The following is an 18038-nucleotide window of genomic DNA, read 5'->3' as shown; positions in this document are numbered from 1 at the left end:
AATACCATTTAGTCAGAATTTCGCCTAACTGACTGAAAGGAAAATTTTCAATCGCAGTGAGTCCACCTAGGTTTAAGGGGCACAATTGCAGTGAGCGAGCCAGTTATTTAATGTGATCGTTTAGCGGGTTTGTTATGCTAACGCCATTGTCAGTTACCTACAGAGTAAATTTGTGTCTTCAGATAGCATTGAGTTGGAATTAGATTCGTTAAAAGATGCGGTTGCCATTGCGTTAGAGTACGCCGCAAAGTTAGGGACAACCGGTGCCGAGGTTGCTATTAGTAAGCAACAAGGCTTGTCGGTTTCTACCCGATTAAAAGAGGTAGAGACGGTAGAGTTTAATAAAGACGGTGCATTAGGCATTACTCTGTTCCGTGGTAATTGTAAGGGCAGCTCGTCCACCTCTGACTTAAGCCCCGATGCCATTGCGCGCGCCGTAAAAGCAGCTGATGACATTGCTAAGTTTACTTCTGAAGATAGTTTTAATGGTCTAGCTGACGCTGAACTTATGGCGACAGAGATTAAAGACTTAGATCTTTATCATCCAGAGTCACTTTCTCCAGCAGATCTCGAAGCGCTAGCTGTACAAGCGGAAGCTGCAGCACTTGATAGTGATAGTAGAATCACCAACTCAGATGGTGCCAGTGCCAATGCCCATGTGGGGATGAAGGTCTACGGCAATAGCCATGGTTTCCTTAACGGTTATGCAAGTTCTCGTTATAGCCTAAGCTGTGTGGTGATTGGTGAACAAGATGAGCAGATGCAACGTGACTACGACTACAGTGTCGCGCGTAAATTTGCCGATTTGTGGACCCCGCAACAAGTGGGAGAAAAAGCAGCTGAAAAAACCTTGTCTCGCCTTGGAGGCCGTAAAATTCCGACGACACAGTTGCCTGTGTTATTGGCACCAGATATTGCCACAGGCTTAATGGGGCATCTTGTTGGCGCGATTAGTGGTAGCAGCCTATATCGTAAGTCGAGCTTTTTACAAGACTCGCTCAATACACAGATTTTCCCAGAGTGGTTTACCATTAATGAGCAGCCTCATTTATTGGGTGGTTTAGCCAGTAGTTATTACGATAGTGAAGGTGTTGCTACCCAAGAGCGTAATATTATCGACAATGGCATATTGAGTAGTTATCTATTAACCAGCTATTCAGCGCGTAAGTTGAACATGACTAATACTGGCCATGCTGGTGGTATTTATAACTGGACGTTAAGCCACACAGATCAAAGTTTTGCCGAGCTGATTAAGCAGATGGGCACAGGGCTCATTGTGACTGAAGTCATGGGCCAAGGTGTCAACGCCGTTACCGGTGACTATTCTCGCGGCGCTGCAGGTTTTTATGTTGAGAATGGGGTGATCCAATATCCTGTGGAAGAAATTACCATTGCTGGCAATCTAAAAGATATGTATCGCAATATTGTCGCCGTAAGCCATGATAGAGACTTACGCTCATCTATTCGTACAGGCGGTATTTTGCTAGAAAGCATGAAAATAGCTGGCAGCTAGACAACAAATACCTGCAATATAAAAAAGCGAGCCTCTGTTCGCTTTTTTATTACCTGAACCATAGTCGTACTATTGCTACAAAGACTATTGCTCAGTGTTAGTGCTCTCGATCTGTTGCCAAAATTGCATGATATCTTGTGCGAGTTCTTCATTGGCTAAAATACTGACATGGTCATCATTATAACCTCGAACCTTTATCGCTTGCCGCTGCGCTTGGGGGGCAAGTTGACTACTGAGGTTGATCACGCCATCTCCGCTTTGCTGATTAATCACCCCTGAGATTTTGTAGCCAAAGCTTAGCATGTGTGGTGCAGCTTTATTTGGCGTAAACAGCTCAGAGATAAGCTGACTCTCAGGCAGTAAATCATGCCAAGCAGGAATCGCAACTGGCGCATAGTCCACACCGTATTGCGCTGATTCAACCCCAAGGAAAGGAGAAGATATTGAGCTAAAACTGAGGATTTCAGGGCAACTTGCAGTGGGGTAACACTGGTTAAGGTACCGCTTACTCACTAAGCCCCCCATACTATGACCGACAATATGTGCCTGGCTAAATTGATACTTAGCTCGGGTAATATTGATTAAGTTGTCGAGCCCTTTAGCAATCATTAGCAAGGGTAAACCACTGGGATAATTGAACACCCAAATTTGATATTTCTCTTGATCTATATTGGCCACAAGCGGAGCGAAATCTGCGGCACTACCCGCCATACCATGGACCAAAATGACTGGGATTTTGCTCTTATGGTATGGCTCAAGAAAAAACAGTCCGGTATAGCCATTCTGGATATGACTAATCGGTTTCCACAAGCCCATTTGTGCATATTTTCGAGAAAAAATTGGGTCATTTAGGGGGATAACTTCGTCAAAACGGGCTTGAGTGATTTGCATATTAGTGATGTTTTGTAGCGGTTTATCGACCAATTGCTTTGGGTAATCTTTTGCTCTGCTGTTTAAGTCGAGTGTAAGAGGAGTATCGGCGGATTGGCTATCAAGGGCTAGCCATTCGTAACGCTCGTTGGGTTGAAAGCGCAGGTCGTGGTTTTCATCGATAAATACAAACAAAAACTGGCTATGACTATAAGCCTGAATATCAATATCGTTGTCGCCTATCATCACGTCAAAACCATCAATTTGCTCAGCGTGGGCTTGGCTCAATAGTACTAACACCACTGAATCGCTACTTTGGCGGCCGTTAACCTTAATATGGTACTGAGTGTATTGATTATCTAAGGTGACTAACTCCTGTTTAAGGGCTTTAAACTGGCCGCAGCCACTCAGAATTAGCCAGACTAAAGCAAATAATAATTTGTGTGTGAGTGGCATTCCTGCTTTTCCTTGATGCAATGATTGATAAAGGTCCCTGAGCAACTATGCCGCTAAGTACTTGCTAAGTATAGTGTAAATAGTAGATTGCTAATTTAAAATCATATGGATTGTCTCGGTATCTACTGGTCAATATCGTAAATTTTTTATCTCTTGCTTAAAATAACTTGCATATACGTAATAACGTATATATGATTTTTCGTATGTTATGTTGAAGCTTGCATACGATGCGACTAAGTGAGAAATGATGCCCACAACATTCTTTAAAGCCCTTGCTGATGAGACTCGGCTTAAAAGCCTATTGCTAATTAGAGCGGAAAATGAGCTTTGCGTTTGTGAGTTAATGACAGCGCTCGAGCAAGTGCAACCGAAAATCTCACGTCATTTAGCTCAGTTGAAAAAGGCACAGATTTTGGTTGACCGACGCCAAGGCCAGTGGGTTTTTTATCACCTGAACCCCGATATGCCGACTTGGGTAAAACAGTTGTTAGAACAAACATTTTCAGCAAATCAATCACTTATTAAAGCTCCTTTGGCAAGATTGCAAGCCATGGGAGAAAGGCCACAACGAGCACAAGCTTGTTGTAGCGAATGATTTAAATAGCTTATTGGGGAATAAGAGATGGGATTATTTGAACGTTATTTAACGCTATGGGTCGGCCTTGCGATTGTTGCTGGCGTCATACTTGGTAATTTTGCGCCTGAGCCTTTTGCTTACATTGCGCAGTTGCAGTATGCGCAAGTGAACTTTGTCATTGCGGTCCTTATTTGGGTAATGATTTACCCGATGATGGTACAGATAGATTTTTCTGCCGTTAAAGATGTGGGCAAAAGTCCCAAAGGGCTAATATTAACCGTGGTGATTAACTGGTTGATTAAACCATTTACCATGGCACTGTTAGGTTGGTTATTTTTCCGCGGTTTATTTGCAGATTGGGTTGACCCACAAACTGCCACCGAATATATCGCTGGCATGATCTTACTCGGGGTTGCGCCTTGTACAGCAATGGTATTTGTTTGGAGCCAACTGACTAAAGGCAACGCCAACTACACCTTGGTACAAGTGTCGGTGAATGATCTCATTATGATTGTGGCCTTTGCCCCTATTTGTGCCCTGCTGTTAGGGGTAAGCGATATTCAGGTGCCATGGGAAACCTTACTTTTCTCTGTTTTACTCTACGTGGTTTTACCTTTAGTCGCTGGGGTGTTGACCCGCAAGCAGCTTAATAAACAACATGATGAGCAACGCATTAGCCAGTTTATCGCCAAGCTTAAACCTTGGTCTATGGTTGGTTTGATTGCTACCGTATTGTTGTTGTTTGGCTTTCAAGCGCAAACCATATTGGCTCAGCCGCAAAATATCTTACTGATTGCCATACCCTTGTTAATTCAAACCTATGGCATTTTCTTCATTGCCTATTATGCTGCGAGAAAATTGCGCTTAAGTCATGATATTGCCGCGCCGGCTTGCATGATTTCTACGTCGAACTTTTTTGAGTTGGCTGTGGCGGTAGCGATATCATTGTTTGGTTTGCATTCTGGGGCAGCCTTAGCAACGGTTGTCGGGGTATTGGTTGAAGTACCTGTGATGTTGTCATTGGTGGCGTTTGTTAATCGTCGCCGTGAAAAGTACCAGCAACAAATTCAGTAATAAATTTACTTTACGATACAAACACGTTTTAACAAATCTTAATGAAGGTGAAAGCATGACTATTAAAATCGGTATCAATGGTTTTGGCCGAATGGGGCGTTTAGCACTACGAGCAGCATGGCAATGGCCAGATGTAGAATTTGTACAGATTAATGACCCTGCTGGCGATGCGGCTACCTTGGCGCATTTATTGTGCTTCGATTCAGTCCATGGTACGTGGCAGCATGAGGCTACTGCAGATGACCAAGGAATAATCATTGGCGAGCACCACATTAAAACTACCGCTAATAGCCGAATTGAAGATACAGATTGGTCAGCGTGTGATGTGGTTATTGAAGCATCGGGCAAGATGAAAACCAAGGCCAAGCTACAAGCCTATCTTGATCAAGGTGTAAAACGTGTAGTTGTTACCGCTCCAGTGAAAGAGGAAGGGGTACTGAACGTTGTTATGGGAGTCAACCAGGACCTGTATGATAAAGCGATACATCCTATTGTGACTGCAGCGTCATGTACGACAAACTGTTTAGCGCCAGTTGTTAAAGTCATTCATGAGCAAATTGGTATTAAGCACGGCTCAATGACCACGATTCATGACATCACCAACACCCAAACTATTTTAGATGCACCGCACAAAGACTTGCGTCGTGCTCGGGCATGTGGCCAGTCACTGATCCCAACCACAACCGGCTCAGCCACTGCGATCACCCACATCTTTCCAGAGTTAAAGGGCAAGTTGAATGGTCATGCAGTACGAGTGCCACTCGCCAATGCTTCCATTACTGACTGTGTGTTTGAACTACAACGCGACGTCACTGAAGCTGAAGTGAACGCCATGCTTAAGCAAGCCTCAGCAACTGACTTAGCGGGGATTCTAGGCTATGAAGAGCGTCCGCTGGTTTCGGTTGACTATAAAACCGATCCTCGCTCAGCTATTGTTGACGCCCTATCAACTATGGTGGTCAATGGCTCACAACTTAAACTTTATGTTTGGTATGACAATGAGTGGGGCTACGCTAACCGCACCGTGGAACTGGCGCGTTTAGTGGGTCAGCAAGACAAAGCGTAATAGGCTTTCAATCATAAGAGATAAGGGTTCAACATGTTAGCCAGTCTACGGGCGCTACCAGAGCAAATACGTCAGTATATGTTGGTCACTGCAAACTATTGGGCATTTACACTCACCGATGGTGCGCTAAGGATGTTAGTGGTATTGCACTTTCATCAGTTAGGTTACAGTCCGTTGGCGATCGCCATGTTGTTCCTTTTCTATGAGTTTTTTGGTGTTGTTACCAATCTATTTGGCGGCTACTTAGGGGCGCGGTTTGGACTTAATCGCACCATGAATATTGGTTTGGGCTTGCAAATCGGTGCCTTAGCCATGTTATTAGTGCCCAATGAGTTACTCACTATCGCTTGGGTTATGGCTGCACAAGCGCTGTCTGGTATCGCCAAAGATCTAAATAAGATGAGTGCCAAAAGCAGTATTAAGGCACTGGTCGCCAAAGGTGCTGAAGGCACGCTGTACAAGTATATCGCGCTATTAACTGGGTCGAAAAATACCCTAAAAGGGGTCGGCTTCTTTTTAGGCGGCGCGTTACTGGCACTGTTTGGTTTCCATGGTGCGATATTATTGATGGCAGTGGGTCTAAGCCTAGTGTGGGGCTTGAGTTTAGTGAAACTCAAGCAAGACCTAGGTAAGGCATCGACTAAGCCTAAGTTTCATCAGATTTTTTCAAAGAGCCGTAACATCAATATTTTATCGGCAGCAAGAATGTGTTTGTTTGCTGCACGGGATGTTTGGTTTGTTGTCGCGCTGCCGGTTTATTTAGCTAGCCAGTTTGACTGGGATCATTATTGGGTTGGTGGTTTTCTCGCATCTTGGGTGATTGCCTATGGTGTAGTACAAAGCTTCGCGCCTAAAATCACGGGTAGCCAATTTGCTGGGGCCGGTCAAGCTCCTGGTGGCCGCGCAGCCCTGTTTTGGGTGAGCATGTTGGCCATCATCCCAATTGTCATTGCAATCGCGATGACAGTACTTCCAAATCCACAATGGTGGCTTATTGCTGGATTGATCCTCTTTGGCGTCGTATTTGCGATTAATTCCTCATTGCATAGCTATCTGATTGTCAGTTATGCCAGTGATGACGGTGTCTCATTAGACGTTGGCTTTTATTATATGGCCAATGCGATGGGACGACTCATCGGTACCATTTTGTCTGGTTGGGTATATCAAGTCGCCGGGTTAGTGGCTTGTCTATGGATTGCCGCTGGGTTTTTATTAGTCACAGTGGCTATCAGTGTTTACCTACCTAAGCAGGCGCAGCAGGCCAGTTAGTTTAGCTGGCAACTTAGCTTTTCTCCCCTTATCAAGGCATTGCAATAGGGCAATGCTAGCAGCACCTAATGAGTCATGATGAGCAAAATGAGGCCTGATACCAATCAGTATAAGAATTTGATCAACTCAGCGCGCTTTTGGCAAACTAGTTCAAGGCGAATAACTGAAACAATGGTTGCTCCCTTGTGAGATTATTCAACGCAGAAGTAGGCAGCCTAAAACGCGCCAGAATGGCGAGTTTTAGCGGTTCTGATGCCGTGTTAACGAGTTTAACCGTAGAACAACTATGCTCTTCACTCGTTGCCTTGCCTCAGAAGCGCTAAACTCTCGCTGAGTGACTAAATGTTTATACTGATTGGTATGACAGCCTTGTTTGCCCCTTTCCAATCCGGCGCTATTCGTTGTACTCTGGCTTAGCAATCAATGAATAGTGGCGTAGATCACAAACATATAGCGATAAGAAAAACGAGGTTTGAATGGAAGGTATTACTGAAATTATCAGTATGATCAACGGGTTTGTCTGGGGCACACCCATGTTAGTTATGATCTTAGGTGTCGGTCTATTTTTATCAATCGGACTCCGATTGATGCCGATCCTAAAACTGGGAACAGGTTTTAAGCTACTTTGGTCTGGACGCATTCCAGACAAAGATAAACAAATCAAAGGTGAGATTAGCCCCTTTAACGCCTTAATGACGTCATTATCTGCCACCATTGGTACTGGTAATATTGCCGGTGTAGCCACGGCAATCTTTATCGGTGGCCCAGGGGCATTATTTTGGATGTGGTGTACCGCCTTGGTCGGTATGGCAACCAAGTTTGCCGAAGCCGTATTGGCGGTTAAGTACCGTGAAGTCGATGATAACGGTAATCACATCGGTGGCCCGATGTATTACATCAAAAATGGTTTAGGCAGCAAGTGGGCATGGCTAGGCACTGCGTTTGCTTTATTTGGTTCGTTCGCAGGCTTTGGTATTGGTAATACCGTGCAGTCTAACTCTGTGGCTGATGCACTACAAAGTAACTTTGGTGTGCCCGATTGGGTCACCGGTTTAGTTCTCATGGTGCTTGTTGGTGCAGTGCTCATGGGCGGTATTAAACGTATTGCTGATGTTGCTGGTAAGCTTGTGCCATTAATGACAGTGTTCTACATTGCTGCGGGCTTGGCGGTGTTGGTGGTTCACGCAGCAGAAATCCCTGATGCAATTGCACTGATTGTGCACAGTGCCTTCAATCCGGTTGCAGCCCAAGGTGGCTTTGCTGGTGCTGCAGTTTGGGCGGCCATTCGCTTTGGTGTTGCCCGCGGGATTTTCTCCAACGAAGCGGGTCTAGGTAGCGCACCGATTGCCCACGCATCGGCACAAACCAACAACCCTGTGGCACAAGGCTTAGTGGCGATGCTAGGTACTTTCATTGATACTTTGATTGTTTGTACCATTACTGGTCTTGCGATTATTGTTTCAGGCGCTTGGACATCAGGTGAGAATGGTGCTGCATTAACTTCTTTTGCTTTCTCACATGCGCTGCCAATTGGTAACTATGTTGTCGCGATCGCTTTGGCCGTCTTTGCCTTCACCACTATTTTGGGCTGGAGTGTTTATAGTGAGAAATGTGTCCAGTATTTACTGGGCGTTAAAGCGGTTAAGCCATTCAGAGTGATTTGGATTTTAGTGGTGCCACTGGGCGCTGTGAGTTCACTGGACTTTATCTGGCTACTTGCCGATACACTTAATGCAATGATGGCTATTCCTAACCTGATAGCTCTTGCGTTGCTTAGCCCTGTGGTGTTTGGTTTAACTCGCGAATACTTCTTGAAGAAAAGACAAGAAGACGCGGAGCTAAAAGCTAAATCATAATCTGATTGCGATAGGCTTAATCAGAGATAAAAAAGCGCCCTTGGGCGCTTTTTCTTTGGGCTAGTAAAAGTCACCACCCATGGCTCGTTTAAGTTCTGCTTCTTCTAGCAGCTCCTCAAGGCGTTTTTTTACTTCACGTCGATGTTTAAGATCGTCCAAAGCTTGGGCATTTTTAGGTGCGGTCATCGCTTCAATTTCAACATCATTTGGCACTACATCTAAAATCTGAGTCATGATGAACTCCTCGCAAGTGAGTACTTGTTGGCACTCTATGCGTTGTGCCGTTAAGTACGTAGAGTTTCCGTCGATGCGTTCGCCGTAAACTGCAATTGTTAATTCCGAAAAGCGCTAGAGATATACTAATAAAGTAATACACTTCAGTAGATTAGCTTTAACATTAGTAAGCGCTGATGTGAAAGATACCAAGTCATTGAAAATAAAAATGCGATCGAGATAACATTATTTAGATCTGTAAAAAACACTGGTTTGTCCAGTTTGGAAGGGAGATTGTTCTGGCTTATATCTATGAAATTTATGGGGTAAACAGGGAGAGGGAAAGCAGAGTTATTGCTACATGAGCAATAACTCAATTAGAGCAAGATCACAGATCAAAACTATAGCTATAGCCAAGCACAAGTTTAGGATCGTCACCCTTGAGATCAGTATCGCTGACTAAAAACGAGATGGTGCCATAATCGGTGTCTTTAGCGATAGAAACTGAGTAATCAGAATAGTTTTCAGTGTCATACCAAGCAGATACCACATCACCTTGAGAGTAACCATAGTGGCCATTAAGCGATAATGTATCAGAAAGTGGAATAGAGACACCGACAGTGAGGTAACCCATGTCTGTGTTGCTTAGGGGCTCAGTGGCCACATCATCACCAGCATTGACCAGATGTGAGTAGCTCACACTAAGCCATTTGTAACTGAGGGCTAAAGTGACTTCACCTAAATCAATACTGCCGTCGCTATCGGGGTAGGCATAGTATAAGTAATACACATCGTAACCGAAGTCCTCGCCGATGCTACCGGCATAACCACCGTATAAATCCAGCTCGAAGGTTGTGCTGTCGCCAAAATCAACGTTTGATGCCCAGCCGCCTAAGTAAAATCCACTGTCGTGCTCGTAGTCAATACCACCTTGTACAGCCACTGAATCATCCGTTTGGCTGACACCGCGCCATAGGTAGTTCGAGGTTGCACCAATATTTCCGCTGACTGCTGCACTGGCGGGCAAACTCATTAGCATAGCGCTTGCCACTAAGGTCAATGTTGACACTGCTTGTTTCATATTCATTCCTTCATCGTGATTTGAATTATCACTTCCGCTATAAGTATTTTTTTAGGAAGTACTGATACAAATAAATGCGATGAACGTGCCAAAAATTAAGCCATTATTAATCAATAGCTTAATAAATCACCGGCTAAATACATGTCCAAATTGGTGTAAAAAAGAGCAATGCCGCTCTATTTTGGTGCAGGGAGTGTTCAAAATTGACGCGTATAGCAAGTCGATCTTTTTAAGGGGATATTTGGTGGGCTATTTCAAGGCGATAGTGGTTGTTTGCTTATGAGCTCATTCAATATCGGCGCCGATAAAATGGGGGCACAAAAAAACCTCCAGTAAGGAGGTTTTTATCATAACAAGCGTAACGATTTAGTTAACGCTGTCTTTTAGTGCTTTACCAGCTTTAAACTTAGGTACAGTTGCTGCTGGAATTTGAATCTCTTTACCCGTCTGTGGATTACGGCCAGTACGAGCTGCACGTTCAGTTGTTTCAAAAGAGCCAAAGCCAACGATAGAAATCTTATCACCGTCTTTCATTGCCTGTGCAACAGTCTCTTCGAAAGACTTAAGTGCACGTGCAGCTTCTGCTTTTGTTAGTTCAGCATTTTCAGCCATTTTTGCAACAAGTTCAGTTTTATTCATTTGAATATTCTCTTCTTTCCGTAGATTTTCTTAGCAATTTCAGTAACGCTGAGACCTAACATGCCATAAGGCGAAACAATTGGAAAGAGCTTTACGCTGAATAAAATGCTAATTATTGCCAAATTGGTGGATTATTCATCATCAAGTAGGGTGTATAACAGTTGTTTTACAATATGTGGCTCAAATGGCTTGTCACAAAGTGCGTTAACCCCAGCTTGGGATACATTACTTAAATGGGCATCATTAGCCTCAGATGACACCATTAAAATAGGGATATGCGATTGCTGGCTGTGTTTACGGATGAAGTCTGTTAAGGCTAGACCATCGGCATTGGGCATGTTGTAGTCGGTAATGACTAAGTCATACATATGCTCTTGTAATAACTCAATGGCTTCAGCGCCGTCGGTGGCTTCGGTGATCAGCTTTAGGCCCAGATTGGTAATGGTACGGCGAATAATATTACGGGCCATTTTGCTGTCATCGACTACCAGTACCCGTAAGTTATGTACATCGAAATGGGCTAGGTCGAGTTCATCTTGGCTGAGAAGGTCAATGGTGGCATTGAGTGCCTTACCTAAATGCTCTGCGGTGAAAGGTTTAGGCAGGATTGCCACTACGCCAGATTGACGATACACCTCTAACTGTTCGCGGCGACACTCGCTCGACACCAACATAAACTGAATGTCTTGTAAGGCTTCGTTTTGTTTGATGGTCTTGAGGAGATCGATAGCAGTACCATCAGCAAAATGCATGGCACTGGCAATCAAGTCTGGTTGGTGGCGGTGAATGATGTCGCTTGCTTCGCTGATGCTGCTGGCCGTTTGGATTTGGCTAATGCCTTCATTTTGCAAATGGTTAGCAATAATCTTTCTTTGGGTATCCGATGGCTCGACAAGCAGTATCGACAGCTCACTGGGGAGCAAAGTGTTCATAATCCCTGATCTCTAAATGTTTTTGTTATTATTGCCCCGCTTAAATAGTGGGGTTGTTAAATAGTGATAACCTATACTACCCGATTGATTGTTCGGATGTTAGGTAACTCTTTGTTGATTTTGAAAAAGCGATAAACAGCTGAAAAGCAAGCAGTAAAATAGCAATCGCCGCGATAAGTGGGATAGGAATCGACTGGCCATCAACCACAACTTTTACATCTTCAGGACTGATCTGATAGGCCAAAATGGCGGTAGTGGCCAGCGCACTAAAACCAAGCGCTTGAATTGCAATATAAACTTTTAATACAACCGTTGCCCATTTGGCTTTGAGTACCATGCCAATAAGTACCGGAATAACCCCTAGACTGAACAGATCCATCGACTGGGTATCGATTGCTCGCCACAGCGCAACGATAGCCAGTAGCAAATACATTAACATCAATAAAAGCAAAGGTAGCGGTGGTCTGGTCATCGTATGGCTCAGCAATTGGCGATAATATTGGGATGCGAGTTTAGAAAAATCATCGTCTATAGTCCATTTATTTAGCTTTCCAAAGCAATTATCCAGGCGGGAGATATTGGTCAATGGGTTTAACACGGTTACAATGCGCTTTGATGTTGTAGATAGAGTACGGTATGAATGAAGCAGAATTTTGGCAGTTAGTCACTCGCCAGAGCCCAGAGCAAGATCAGCAGAGTCTCGCAGAGCAACTCCATGATAAGTTGATGGCTTTGTCCGATGAGCAGCTCGCTGCATTTGATAAGCACTTTGCGATACAGATGCGCCGCAGTTACCTATGGTCGCTATGGGGAGCTGCCTATGTGGTCACCGGATGCGATTCAGAGTATGCATTTGCGGAATTTCGCTGTTTTGTCATCTCGTTAGGAAAAACGTGGTTTGAACAAGCTATTGCCAATCCAGATGTGCTAGGTCAGCTTGAGCAGTGGCCTGAAAAAGATGGCTACGCTTATCCGTTTGTCGATGAATATGATCTAATTGCTGGGCAAATTTATGAAGACCGAACAGGTAAGGAGTTGCCTTTTGTGCCATCTGGACAGGCAAGCCCTCAAGGCAAAAAGTTCAACAACAAGAAAAAGCATCTCAAAGCGGTTTATCCGCAGTTAAGTGCTCGATTCCCTTTTTAAAAAAACAAATAGAAAAAGCGGGCTAAGCCCGCTTTCTCATTAACTGTTATCGCACAGCTGTGTGCTTATTCGTAACAGACTTCTGTTTCTTCATCATAGTCACGACCATAGTCAGCGCAAGTCTCGTGCATAAATGCGGTTTCTTGCTGCTCGATTTGTTGCTCAAATTCGGCTTGTTGCTCATCCATAATCGCGTCTTCTACAACGGCTTGCTGTTGTTCAAGAATAGCGTGGTGGTGATCTATAGCTGCCTGTTCTGCTGCGGTAAACTCTTCCGCTTTCACTTGTGACGTGGCTGCTAGTCCGAAAATGATTGCTGCAAATAGGGCCATTTTGCCAGAAAAGTTAACTTGCTTTAGTGAGATTGAATTGCTCATGTTGTTCACTCCAATTTATGTCGTTGACCTAACGTCGGCAATGGTGTTCTCCATGGTGGAGATGTCATTTCAAGGTCACAAAGTATCTGCTAAAAGTGGTTAGTTGTTGAGGTCATTTTTTAGTGACCTCGTTTGCTTGATACGAATGTTACGACAATGATGCTGAACTCTTGCTGAACAAAAACTAAGCATTTTTCTAAGCGCCATTTACAGCGGTTATTGATTTATTCGTCACGCTCTAGACAGGTGATAAACTCATCTTGAACTTGGGTATCATCACAATAGATGCTTTCACTGCCTTGATCCTCATTGGCGAGTTCCGCTTGAATTTGCTGTAGCTGTTCTTCAGCGCTGGGAAATGCCAGGGTGTTGTCAGCGAGTATTTCATTGACTCCTTCGATGTGGGCCAATGATGCTTCTTGATCTGAATTTGCAGCAAAGGCACTTTGGCTAAGCACTAGAACACAAGCGACAGCGGATAGAGGCAGGTAAGCCTTAATTGAACGGGCCATTAATGACTCCTAAATAAACGGTGATACGATTACACTGGTAGCCATGTTGCTGCCAGTGCCAAAAGAGGCGTATTTTAGCAGTCTGAACTTGAATCTAAGCTGAATTAGTGATTTTTCATTGTCTCACATTGAAAGCCCTGCCGGCTGCTATCAAAACGGCAGTTTAATCCACACTGCCACACCACATCGCCCTGGTCGGCAGATTGTTGCTGAGCAAACGTCTTACATTGTTGATAATCACTGAAGTCATCGGTTTTCTGGTAGCGGCCGGAGTTATAGCCGTGGGTATAGACAAATGCAGACCAAGTCTCGCTGTAATGGTGCTGCTCCGACTGATTTATTTGGCTTATTGCGAACGCGACAATAGCGATAATGCTGACAATAAATAAAAAAGGAGTGAATTTTTTCATGATTTCGCCTGTCTATATAGTTACGGCAAGAGTTTAACGCTGTGGGTTACTAATTGATACATCTTGCGTGTCGGCGTGTGAGCCCACATTGATAGCTGCTGTTTGGTCATAAAAAAGTCAAATGACAGTCGCTTAGTATTAGCGTGCTTTGCATTAAGCTAATATTCAGGTTAGCTTTTGTAGAGTATGGCTTGAAATCACAACATGCAGCCTGAGGAGGCGGATATGAAGTTAAAACATCTACTATTTGTGGGCGCTCTTGCCTCTGTTAATGTGGCTGTAGCGGAAGAAGCAAAGCCAGATCCTGTCACTGAAGTGGGTCAGGTTAAGATTACTTGGCAAGATCCGAGTAGCTATCGCGATGTGAAAGCGGCAAGTGACATCCAATCTCGTTACGAGCAACGTACTTTTGATAATTTAACCAAAGAGCTCAGCAAGCAGGTTGAGAAGCGATTCCAGCCGAATCAAAAACTGGAACTAGTAGTTACAGATGTCGATTTAGCAGGTGATGTGCGGCCAACATTTGGCGCCACTATGAACGATATTAGGGTGATTAAAGATATTTACCCACCGCGCATGAATTTTAGTTATCAGGTGCTAGAAGGTGACAAAGTGATTATGGCGGGCGATGAAAAGCTGACCGATTTAGGGTTTATGCATAAGGTCGGCCGCATGGATGACAAGCCATTAAGGTATGAATATCGCTTAATGGAAGATTGGCTTAAAAAGAGCATTGAGCCTAAATTGCAGTAAGTTAAACATTATTTGATTAAGGCGAATCGGTTATCCGATTCGCCTTTTTTTATTTAGGCTGCACTGGGCTCGTCGATGACTTCAAACAAACTGAAAGAGTTGGCGGCGGCTTTGGCCTGCTTTTTAGCTGCGGCGCTATAAGTCGATAGCTGTTGCTCACTGCAGCGAGATGTCACAATTGGCGGGAGAATGCCGACGCATAAGCCAATGAGTTCGTGTTCACACATATGGCCTTTGCGATCTTCGGCGACCATTTTTTGTTGTTGCCAATGCATTTGACTGTAAAACAGCTGCTTGCTTTGTTCAAAGGCTTTTAAAATTTGCATCGATTGCTGCAAGATGTCATTGCTGGTGCTGATGATCACAAAGTCATCACCGCCGATATGGCCGATAAAATTGTCGCTACTTTGTTGCTTATTCAGTAATTGTGCCACCGCTTGAATCACTTCATCACCGCGACAAAATCCATAAATGTCGTTATAGGGTTTAAAGTAACTGATATCAAAATAAGCTAAATAAAAGTCCCGCTGGTGATTTCGCAGTCGTTGCAACTCTTCTTGGATGGGGATATTGCCCGGTAATCCAGAGAGCGGATTGGCGTGACGGGCAATCTTAATTCGATGTTCGGTGAGCTGCTGCAATAGATCCTTGGTGTGGCCAATGCCCATGAATTTTCCCTGACGCATCACGATAAACTGTTGCGCAACGTTACCGTGATTATCTTCGGCAGTAAGGGATTGGCTGACTGTCGAAATTGGGTCACTGGCTTCCACCTTCAGAATTTTGCCATTCATGACCTCGGCCACACTGGTATTTTCATGTAAAGCGCGACCGTAAGGGGTGCTAAACAGCTCCATAAGGTGGGCCCTATCGACCAATCCTTGCGGGTAATCATTCTCCACTACCGCAATGGCTTGCAACGAAGATTGCGCGATAAACATGTCGCTGACATGTTTGAGTTTAGTGCCAGGTAATACCGTGATGGCGTTGGTACATAAACTTTCTGCCGATTCAGCATAGCGGGTTTGTTGCTTAGGTAAGTCGGGAAGGCACAGGGGCTGAAACACCTTATTAGGCTGTGCTTCCGGTCGGCCTAGTAAATACCCTTGGCAATAGATGATACCGAGCTGCTGTAGCAGCGCCATTTCACTATTGGTTTCAATGCCTTCAGCTATCACCTTACAAGTGAGACTTTGGCAGAGATCAATAATGGAGCGAACAAACTCCTGTTTCACCGGCGATTGGTCAATATCTTTTATAAAATGGCGATCGATTTTGACATAATCTGGAGCCAGCTCTGACCATAATCTTAGCCCTGAATACCCGGTACCTAGATCGTCAATGGCGGTCATAAAGCCTTGGCTGCGGTAATGATTCAAACATTCTTTGAGTAGATCGATATCGTCTGCTGGATATTGCTCTGAAAGCTCAATGACAACTTGATTGGGGTTGAACCCTAGCTCTTGTACTAAGCCTAATGTCAGCCCTTTAGCATGATTGGGCTCCAGCAATGCTTTGGGAGAGATATTGATGAACAGTTTTCCCGGTAGCGCATGTTGATCAAAACTGTTGATGGAGATCCGTCGGCACACCTCTTCTAGCTCTGATAGTCGCCCTTCATAAGCAGCGGTTTTAAATAACGGCACAGGTGAGTGCAAAGGGCTATGCTCGGGGCCGCGGCTTAAAGCCTCAAAACCATGAACTGAGTGGGTGTTGATGTTAAAAATGGGCTGAAATAGTGCATTGATCTTTTGCTGACCAATTATTCTATCTAGCTCCTTGCCAAGATCTATCGCTGTCATTTCGTCCGCCTTTTTTAATATCGGACGAAATGTTATTACCAGACAATGACAGCAATATGACAATATTTGTTTGCTGTCACAAATTGACTATTTTGCTTGGTTTTTAAACGCTTGCAAGGTTTGCAGTAGCACAGCCAGCTTTGGCACAAACTGCTCTATTTGCTCATTGATATTAGCGTTATCTGCTGATATTTCGGTTAATTGCTGTGCAAGCTCCTGCACGTAAGGACCAAAGCGATTGCTCTCGGTGCTAAAACCTTGTTGTTTGCCAAATATGCTAGCAAACTTGCCATGTCCCGCTTTTTTAAGTTCATCGAGTTTGGCATCAGCATCAATGGCTTGGCGATAAGCTGTTTGTAAGTTCTGTTTAAGTTGCTCTATAACACGAGTATGTGGCATAACAGCCTCTGGGTTAAAAATTTAGCCGAATTATAAGGGGCGAAGCAGATGGCAACAAGTCACGCTAACAGATTAGTGCAAACTATTGGTGCATCCATAATGGCAATTTGGGTTTGGTCATCCGCTGTCGCTGCCGATACGCCGCCATTTTATCAAATTAACTACCAAGGTAAGACTGCCTATCTACTTGGCTCAATCCATGTCGGACAGCCTGACTTTTACCCTATGGCGGACATTATCGAACAGAAGTTTGCTAACGCGTCAGGCTTAGTGGTGGAAGTGGATACCGACAATATTGATGTAATGGCGATGATTCGTCAGTACGGGCTCGATCCTTCAGGTATTGATCCTCACACTCAGTCATTAAAGGCCACATACTGCCAAAGTCAGCAACCGCTGTGCCAGTCTATTGCCAGTTTCTCGCCGTGGTTGCAGTCAGTGCAAATTGGCATGGTGCGTTTTGAACAGCTGGGGTTCAGTGCTGAATATGGCGTTGATGGCCGTTTTGTGAAGCAAAATCGTCAGCGTCCCCTATTTGAGCTTGAATCCAGTGAGTTTCAATTTAAGCTACTGTCTGGTTTCAATCGCAAGCAACAATGGCAGATGGTCGCCGATGCCATTGAAAGCTCTGATAAAGAGATGCTGGCTTTAGTTGAGGCGTGGCGTAACGGCGATGAACAGGCTTTAAGTGAATTGATGACCGAGCAGATGGTCGAAGATGGCGACACTCAGATGATTGAACAAATCCTTTGGCAGCGCAATGTTGATATGGCTGCAAGCATTCGCCGTTTAATGCAAGATGCCACGGTTGCTGAGCCACTATTTATTGTGGTGGGTGCCGGACATGTTGTCGGTAAACAGAGCATTGTCGATGAGATGCGCAGCCACGGTGGTAAGGTGCGTAATTGTTGGCAGCAAAGTTGTCAATAATTCGCTAACGCTAAGACTTCAAGTGGGCGCCTTTTGGTAGGCTAACTGCTTTTAGTGACGCTGCTGATACAGCTGTTGTTAAGTTGCTTTGTTATGCCTTTAACTGTTGTGATGGTGCTGAAAATAAGCATGAATAACGTTGCTTGATTCCGAATTTGACGCC

21 protein-coding genes are annotated in these 18038 nt (G+C 44.5%); 10 read left to right on the top strand and 11 right to left on the bottom strand.

Features of this window, described 5'->3' with window-relative positions; translation table 11 throughout:
- Window positions 1-172 precede the first annotated feature (172 nt).
- On the top strand, window positions 173-1513 hold the full coding sequence (gene pmbA / locus FLM48_RS19345; protein ID WP_179025789.1) for a metalloprotease PmbA: 1341 nt from the start codon (window positions 173-175) through the stop codon (window positions 1511-1513).
- An 84-nt stretch (window positions 1514-1597) separates the two neighbouring features.
- Here pmbA and FLM48_RS19340 read toward each other — a convergent pair whose 3' ends face one another.
- A complete protein-coding gene (locus FLM48_RS19340) occupies window positions 1598-2839 on the bottom strand; it encodes an alpha/beta fold hydrolase (protein ID WP_179025788.1) in 1242 nt (413 codons plus the stop codon).
- 244 nt (window positions 2840-3083) lie between these two features.
- Here FLM48_RS19340 and FLM48_RS19335 point away from each other — a divergent pair, with 244 nt between their 5' ends.
- The 6 genes from FLM48_RS19335 (at window position 3084) to FLM48_RS19310 (ending at window position 8681) form a co-directional block, all read left to right on the top strand.
- Window positions 3084-3434, top strand: a complete 351-nt coding sequence (locus FLM48_RS19335) for a metalloregulator ArsR/SmtB family transcription factor (RefSeq protein ID WP_179025787.1) — start codon at window positions 3084-3086, stop codon at window positions 3432-3434.
- Window positions 3435-3461: 27 nt separating this feature from the next.
- Window positions 3462-4490: an ACR3 family arsenite efflux transporter gene (arsB, locus tag FLM48_RS19330; protein ID WP_179025786.1), complete on the top strand. Its 1029-nt coding sequence runs from the start codon at window positions 3462-3464 to the stop codon at window positions 4488-4490.
- A 55-nt stretch (window positions 4491-4545) separates the two neighbouring features.
- A complete protein-coding gene (locus FLM48_RS19325) occupies window positions 4546-5556 on the top strand; it encodes an ArsJ-associated glyceraldehyde-3-phosphate dehydrogenase (protein ID WP_028775031.1) in 1011 nt (336 codons plus the stop codon).
- A 33-nt stretch (window positions 5557-5589) separates the two neighbouring features.
- On the top strand, window positions 5590-6825 hold the full coding sequence (gene arsJ / locus FLM48_RS19320) for an organoarsenical effux MFS transporter ArsJ (RefSeq protein ID WP_179025785.1): 1236 nt from the start codon (window positions 5590-5592) through the stop codon (window positions 6823-6825).
- Between the two features lie 185 nt (window positions 6826-7010).
- Window positions 7011-7148 (top strand): hypothetical protein, encoded by a 138-nt coding sequence (locus FLM48_RS19315; protein ID WP_179024572.1) that lies wholly within the window; start codon window positions 7011-7013, stop codon window positions 7146-7148.
- 153 nt (window positions 7149-7301) lie between these two features.
- Complete coding sequence (locus tag FLM48_RS19310; RefSeq protein ID WP_028775029.1) at window positions 7302-8681, top strand: sodium:alanine symporter family protein; 1380 nt, start codon at window positions 7302-7304, stop codon at window positions 8679-8681.
- A gap of 60 nt (window positions 8682-8741) precedes the next feature.
- Here the strand turns inward: FLM48_RS19310 and FLM48_RS19305 are convergent, their stop codons facing one another.
- The 5 genes from FLM48_RS19305 to FLM48_RS19285 form a co-directional block, all read right to left on the bottom strand.
- Complete coding sequence (locus tag FLM48_RS19305) at window positions 8742-8915, bottom strand: hypothetical protein (RefSeq protein WP_169732713.1); 174 nt, start codon at window positions 8913-8915, stop codon at window positions 8742-8744.
- A gap of 367 nt (window positions 8916-9282) precedes the next feature.
- Window positions 9283-9975 (bottom strand): TorF family putative porin, encoded by a 693-nt coding sequence (locus tag FLM48_RS19300; RefSeq protein WP_028775028.1) that lies wholly within the window; start codon window positions 9973-9975, stop codon window positions 9283-9285.
- Between the two features lie 366 nt (window positions 9976-10341).
- The gene (locus FLM48_RS19295) at window positions 10342-10614 is read right to left on the bottom strand and encodes an HU family DNA-binding protein (protein WP_028775027.1); all 273 of its coding nucleotides are present in this window, start codon (window positions 10612-10614) and stop codon (window positions 10342-10344) included.
- A 131-nt stretch (window positions 10615-10745) separates the two neighbouring features.
- Entirely contained in the window at window positions 10746-11546 is an 801-nt protein-coding gene (locus FLM48_RS19290) for a response regulator (protein ID WP_028775026.1), read from the bottom strand.
- 76 nt (window positions 11547-11622) lie between these two features.
- Entirely contained in the window at window positions 11623-12018 is a 396-nt protein-coding gene (locus FLM48_RS19285; RefSeq protein ID WP_028775025.1) for a hypothetical protein, read from the bottom strand.
- A gap of 164 nt (window positions 12019-12182) precedes the next feature.
- On the opposite strand from FLM48_RS19285, the gene FLM48_RS19280 reads away from it, so the two are divergent.
- Window positions 12183-12692, top strand: coding sequence for a DUF4240 domain-containing protein (locus FLM48_RS19280; RefSeq protein WP_179025784.1), 510 nt, complete (start codon window positions 12183-12185; stop codon window positions 12690-12692).
- A 65-nt stretch (window positions 12693-12757) separates the two neighbouring features.
- Here FLM48_RS19280 and FLM48_RS19275 read toward each other — a convergent pair whose 3' ends face one another.
- From FLM48_RS19275 to FLM48_RS19265, 3 genes are all read right to left on the bottom strand, one after another.
- Window positions 12758-13069, bottom strand: coding sequence for a hypothetical protein (locus tag FLM48_RS19275; RefSeq protein WP_179025783.1), 312 nt, complete (start codon window positions 13067-13069; stop codon window positions 12758-12760).
- 224 nt (window positions 13070-13293) lie between these two features.
- Window positions 13294-13581, bottom strand: a complete 288-nt coding sequence (locus FLM48_RS19270) for a hypothetical protein (RefSeq protein ID WP_179025782.1) — start codon at window positions 13579-13581, stop codon at window positions 13294-13296.
- A 104-nt stretch (window positions 13582-13685) separates the two neighbouring features.
- A complete protein-coding gene (locus FLM48_RS19265) occupies window positions 13686-13991 on the bottom strand; it encodes a hypothetical protein (protein WP_028775021.1) in 306 nt (101 codons plus the stop codon).
- A 225-nt stretch (window positions 13992-14216) separates the two neighbouring features.
- Here FLM48_RS19265 and FLM48_RS19260 point away from each other — a divergent pair, with 225 nt between their 5' ends.
- Window positions 14217-14744, top strand: coding sequence for a DUF3016 domain-containing protein (locus tag FLM48_RS19260; protein WP_028775020.1), 528 nt, complete (start codon window positions 14217-14219; stop codon window positions 14742-14744).
- 53 nt (window positions 14745-14797) lie between these two features.
- On the opposite strand, the gene FLM48_RS19255 is transcribed toward FLM48_RS19260, so the two are convergent.
- Window positions 14798-16546: a GGDEF domain-containing protein gene (locus FLM48_RS19255; RefSeq protein WP_179025781.1), complete on the bottom strand. Its 1749-nt coding sequence runs from the start codon at window positions 16544-16546 to the stop codon at window positions 14798-14800.
- Between the two features lie 87 nt (window positions 16547-16633).
- Window positions 16634-16945, bottom strand: coding sequence for a prephenate dehydrogenase (locus tag FLM48_RS19250; protein WP_179025780.1), 312 nt, complete (start codon window positions 16943-16945; stop codon window positions 16634-16636).
- 48 nt (window positions 16946-16993) lie between these two features.
- Here FLM48_RS19250 and FLM48_RS19245 point away from each other — a divergent pair, with 48 nt between their 5' ends.
- Complete coding sequence (locus tag FLM48_RS19245) at window positions 16994-17875, top strand: TraB/GumN family protein (RefSeq protein ID WP_179025779.1); 882 nt, start codon at window positions 16994-16996, stop codon at window positions 17873-17875.
- Window positions 17876-18038 lie beyond the last annotated feature (163 nt).

Source organism: Shewanella sp. Scap07 (assembly GCF_013394145.1).
In the GTDB taxonomy this organism is placed as follows: domain Bacteria; phylum Pseudomonadota; class Gammaproteobacteria; order Enterobacterales; family Shewanellaceae; genus Shewanella; species Shewanella waksmanii.
This window is presented reverse-complemented; position numbering and strand designations above follow the sequence as displayed.

What these genes read in the sequence shown, in the direction of transcription:
- FLM48_RS19245 (WP_179025779.1), top strand. Translation starts at nt 16,994, where the DNA reads ATGGCAACAAGTCACGCTAACAGATTAGTGCAAACTATTGGTGCATCC.
- arsJ (WP_179025785.1), top strand. Translation starts at nt 5,590, where the DNA reads ATGTTAGCCAGTCTACGGGCGCTACCAGAGCAAATACGTCAGTATATG.
- FLM48_RS19300 (WP_028775028.1), bottom strand. Translation starts at nt 9,975, where the DNA reads ATGAAACAAGCAGTGTCAACATTGACCTTAGTGGCAAGCGCTATGCTA.
- FLM48_RS19265 (WP_028775021.1), bottom strand. Translation starts at nt 13,991, where the DNA reads ATGAAAAAATTCACTCCTTTTTTATTTATTGTCAGCATTATCGCTATT.
- FLM48_RS19325 (WP_028775031.1), top strand. Translation starts at nt 4,546, where the DNA reads ATGACTATTAAAATCGGTATCAATGGTTTTGGCCGAATGGGGCGTTTA.
- FLM48_RS19255 (WP_179025781.1), bottom strand. Translation starts at nt 16,546, where the DNA reads ATGACAGCGATAGATCTTGGCAAGGAGCTAGATAGAATAATTGGTCAG.
- FLM48_RS19340 (WP_179025788.1), bottom strand. Translation starts at nt 2,839, where the DNA reads ATGCCACTCACACACAAATTATTATTTGCTTTAGTCTGGCTAATTCTG.
- FLM48_RS19270 (WP_179025782.1), bottom strand. Translation starts at nt 13,581, where the DNA reads ATGGCCCGTTCAATTAAGGCTTACCTGCCTCTATCCGCTGTCGCTTGT.
- FLM48_RS19295 (WP_028775027.1), bottom strand. Translation starts at nt 10,614, where the DNA reads ATGAATAAAACTGAACTTGTTGCAAAAATGGCTGAAAATGCTGAACTA.
- FLM48_RS19310 (WP_028775029.1), top strand. Translation starts at nt 7,302, where the DNA reads ATGGAAGGTATTACTGAAATTATCAGTATGATCAACGGGTTTGTCTGG.
- arsB (WP_179025786.1), top strand. Translation starts at nt 3,462, where the DNA reads ATGGGATTATTTGAACGTTATTTAACGCTATGGGTCGGCCTTGCGATT.
- FLM48_RS19285 (WP_028775025.1), bottom strand. Translation starts at nt 12,018, where the DNA reads ATGACCAGACCACCGCTACCTTTGCTTTTATTGATGTTAATGTATTTG.
- FLM48_RS19290 (WP_028775026.1), bottom strand. Translation starts at nt 11,546, where the DNA reads ATGAACACTTTGCTCCCCAGTGAGCTGTCGATACTGCTTGTCGAGCCA.
- FLM48_RS19335 (WP_179025787.1), top strand. Translation starts at nt 3,084, where the DNA reads ATGATGCCCACAACATTCTTTAAAGCCCTTGCTGATGAGACTCGGCTT.
- FLM48_RS19280 (WP_179025784.1), top strand. Translation starts at nt 12,183, where the DNA reads ATGAATGAAGCAGAATTTTGGCAGTTAGTCACTCGCCAGAGCCCAGAG.
- FLM48_RS19260 (WP_028775020.1), top strand. Translation starts at nt 14,217, where the DNA reads ATGAAGTTAAAACATCTACTATTTGTGGGCGCTCTTGCCTCTGTTAAT.
- FLM48_RS19275 (WP_179025783.1), bottom strand. Translation starts at nt 13,069, where the DNA reads ATGAGCAATTCAATCTCACTAAAGCAAGTTAACTTTTCTGGCAAAATG.
- FLM48_RS19305 (WP_169732713.1), bottom strand. Translation starts at nt 8,915, where the DNA reads ATGACTCAGATTTTAGATGTAGTGCCAAATGATGTTGAAATTGAAGCG.
- FLM48_RS19250 (WP_179025780.1), bottom strand. Translation starts at nt 16,945, where the DNA reads ATGCCACATACTCGTGTTATAGAGCAACTTAAACAGAACTTACAAACA.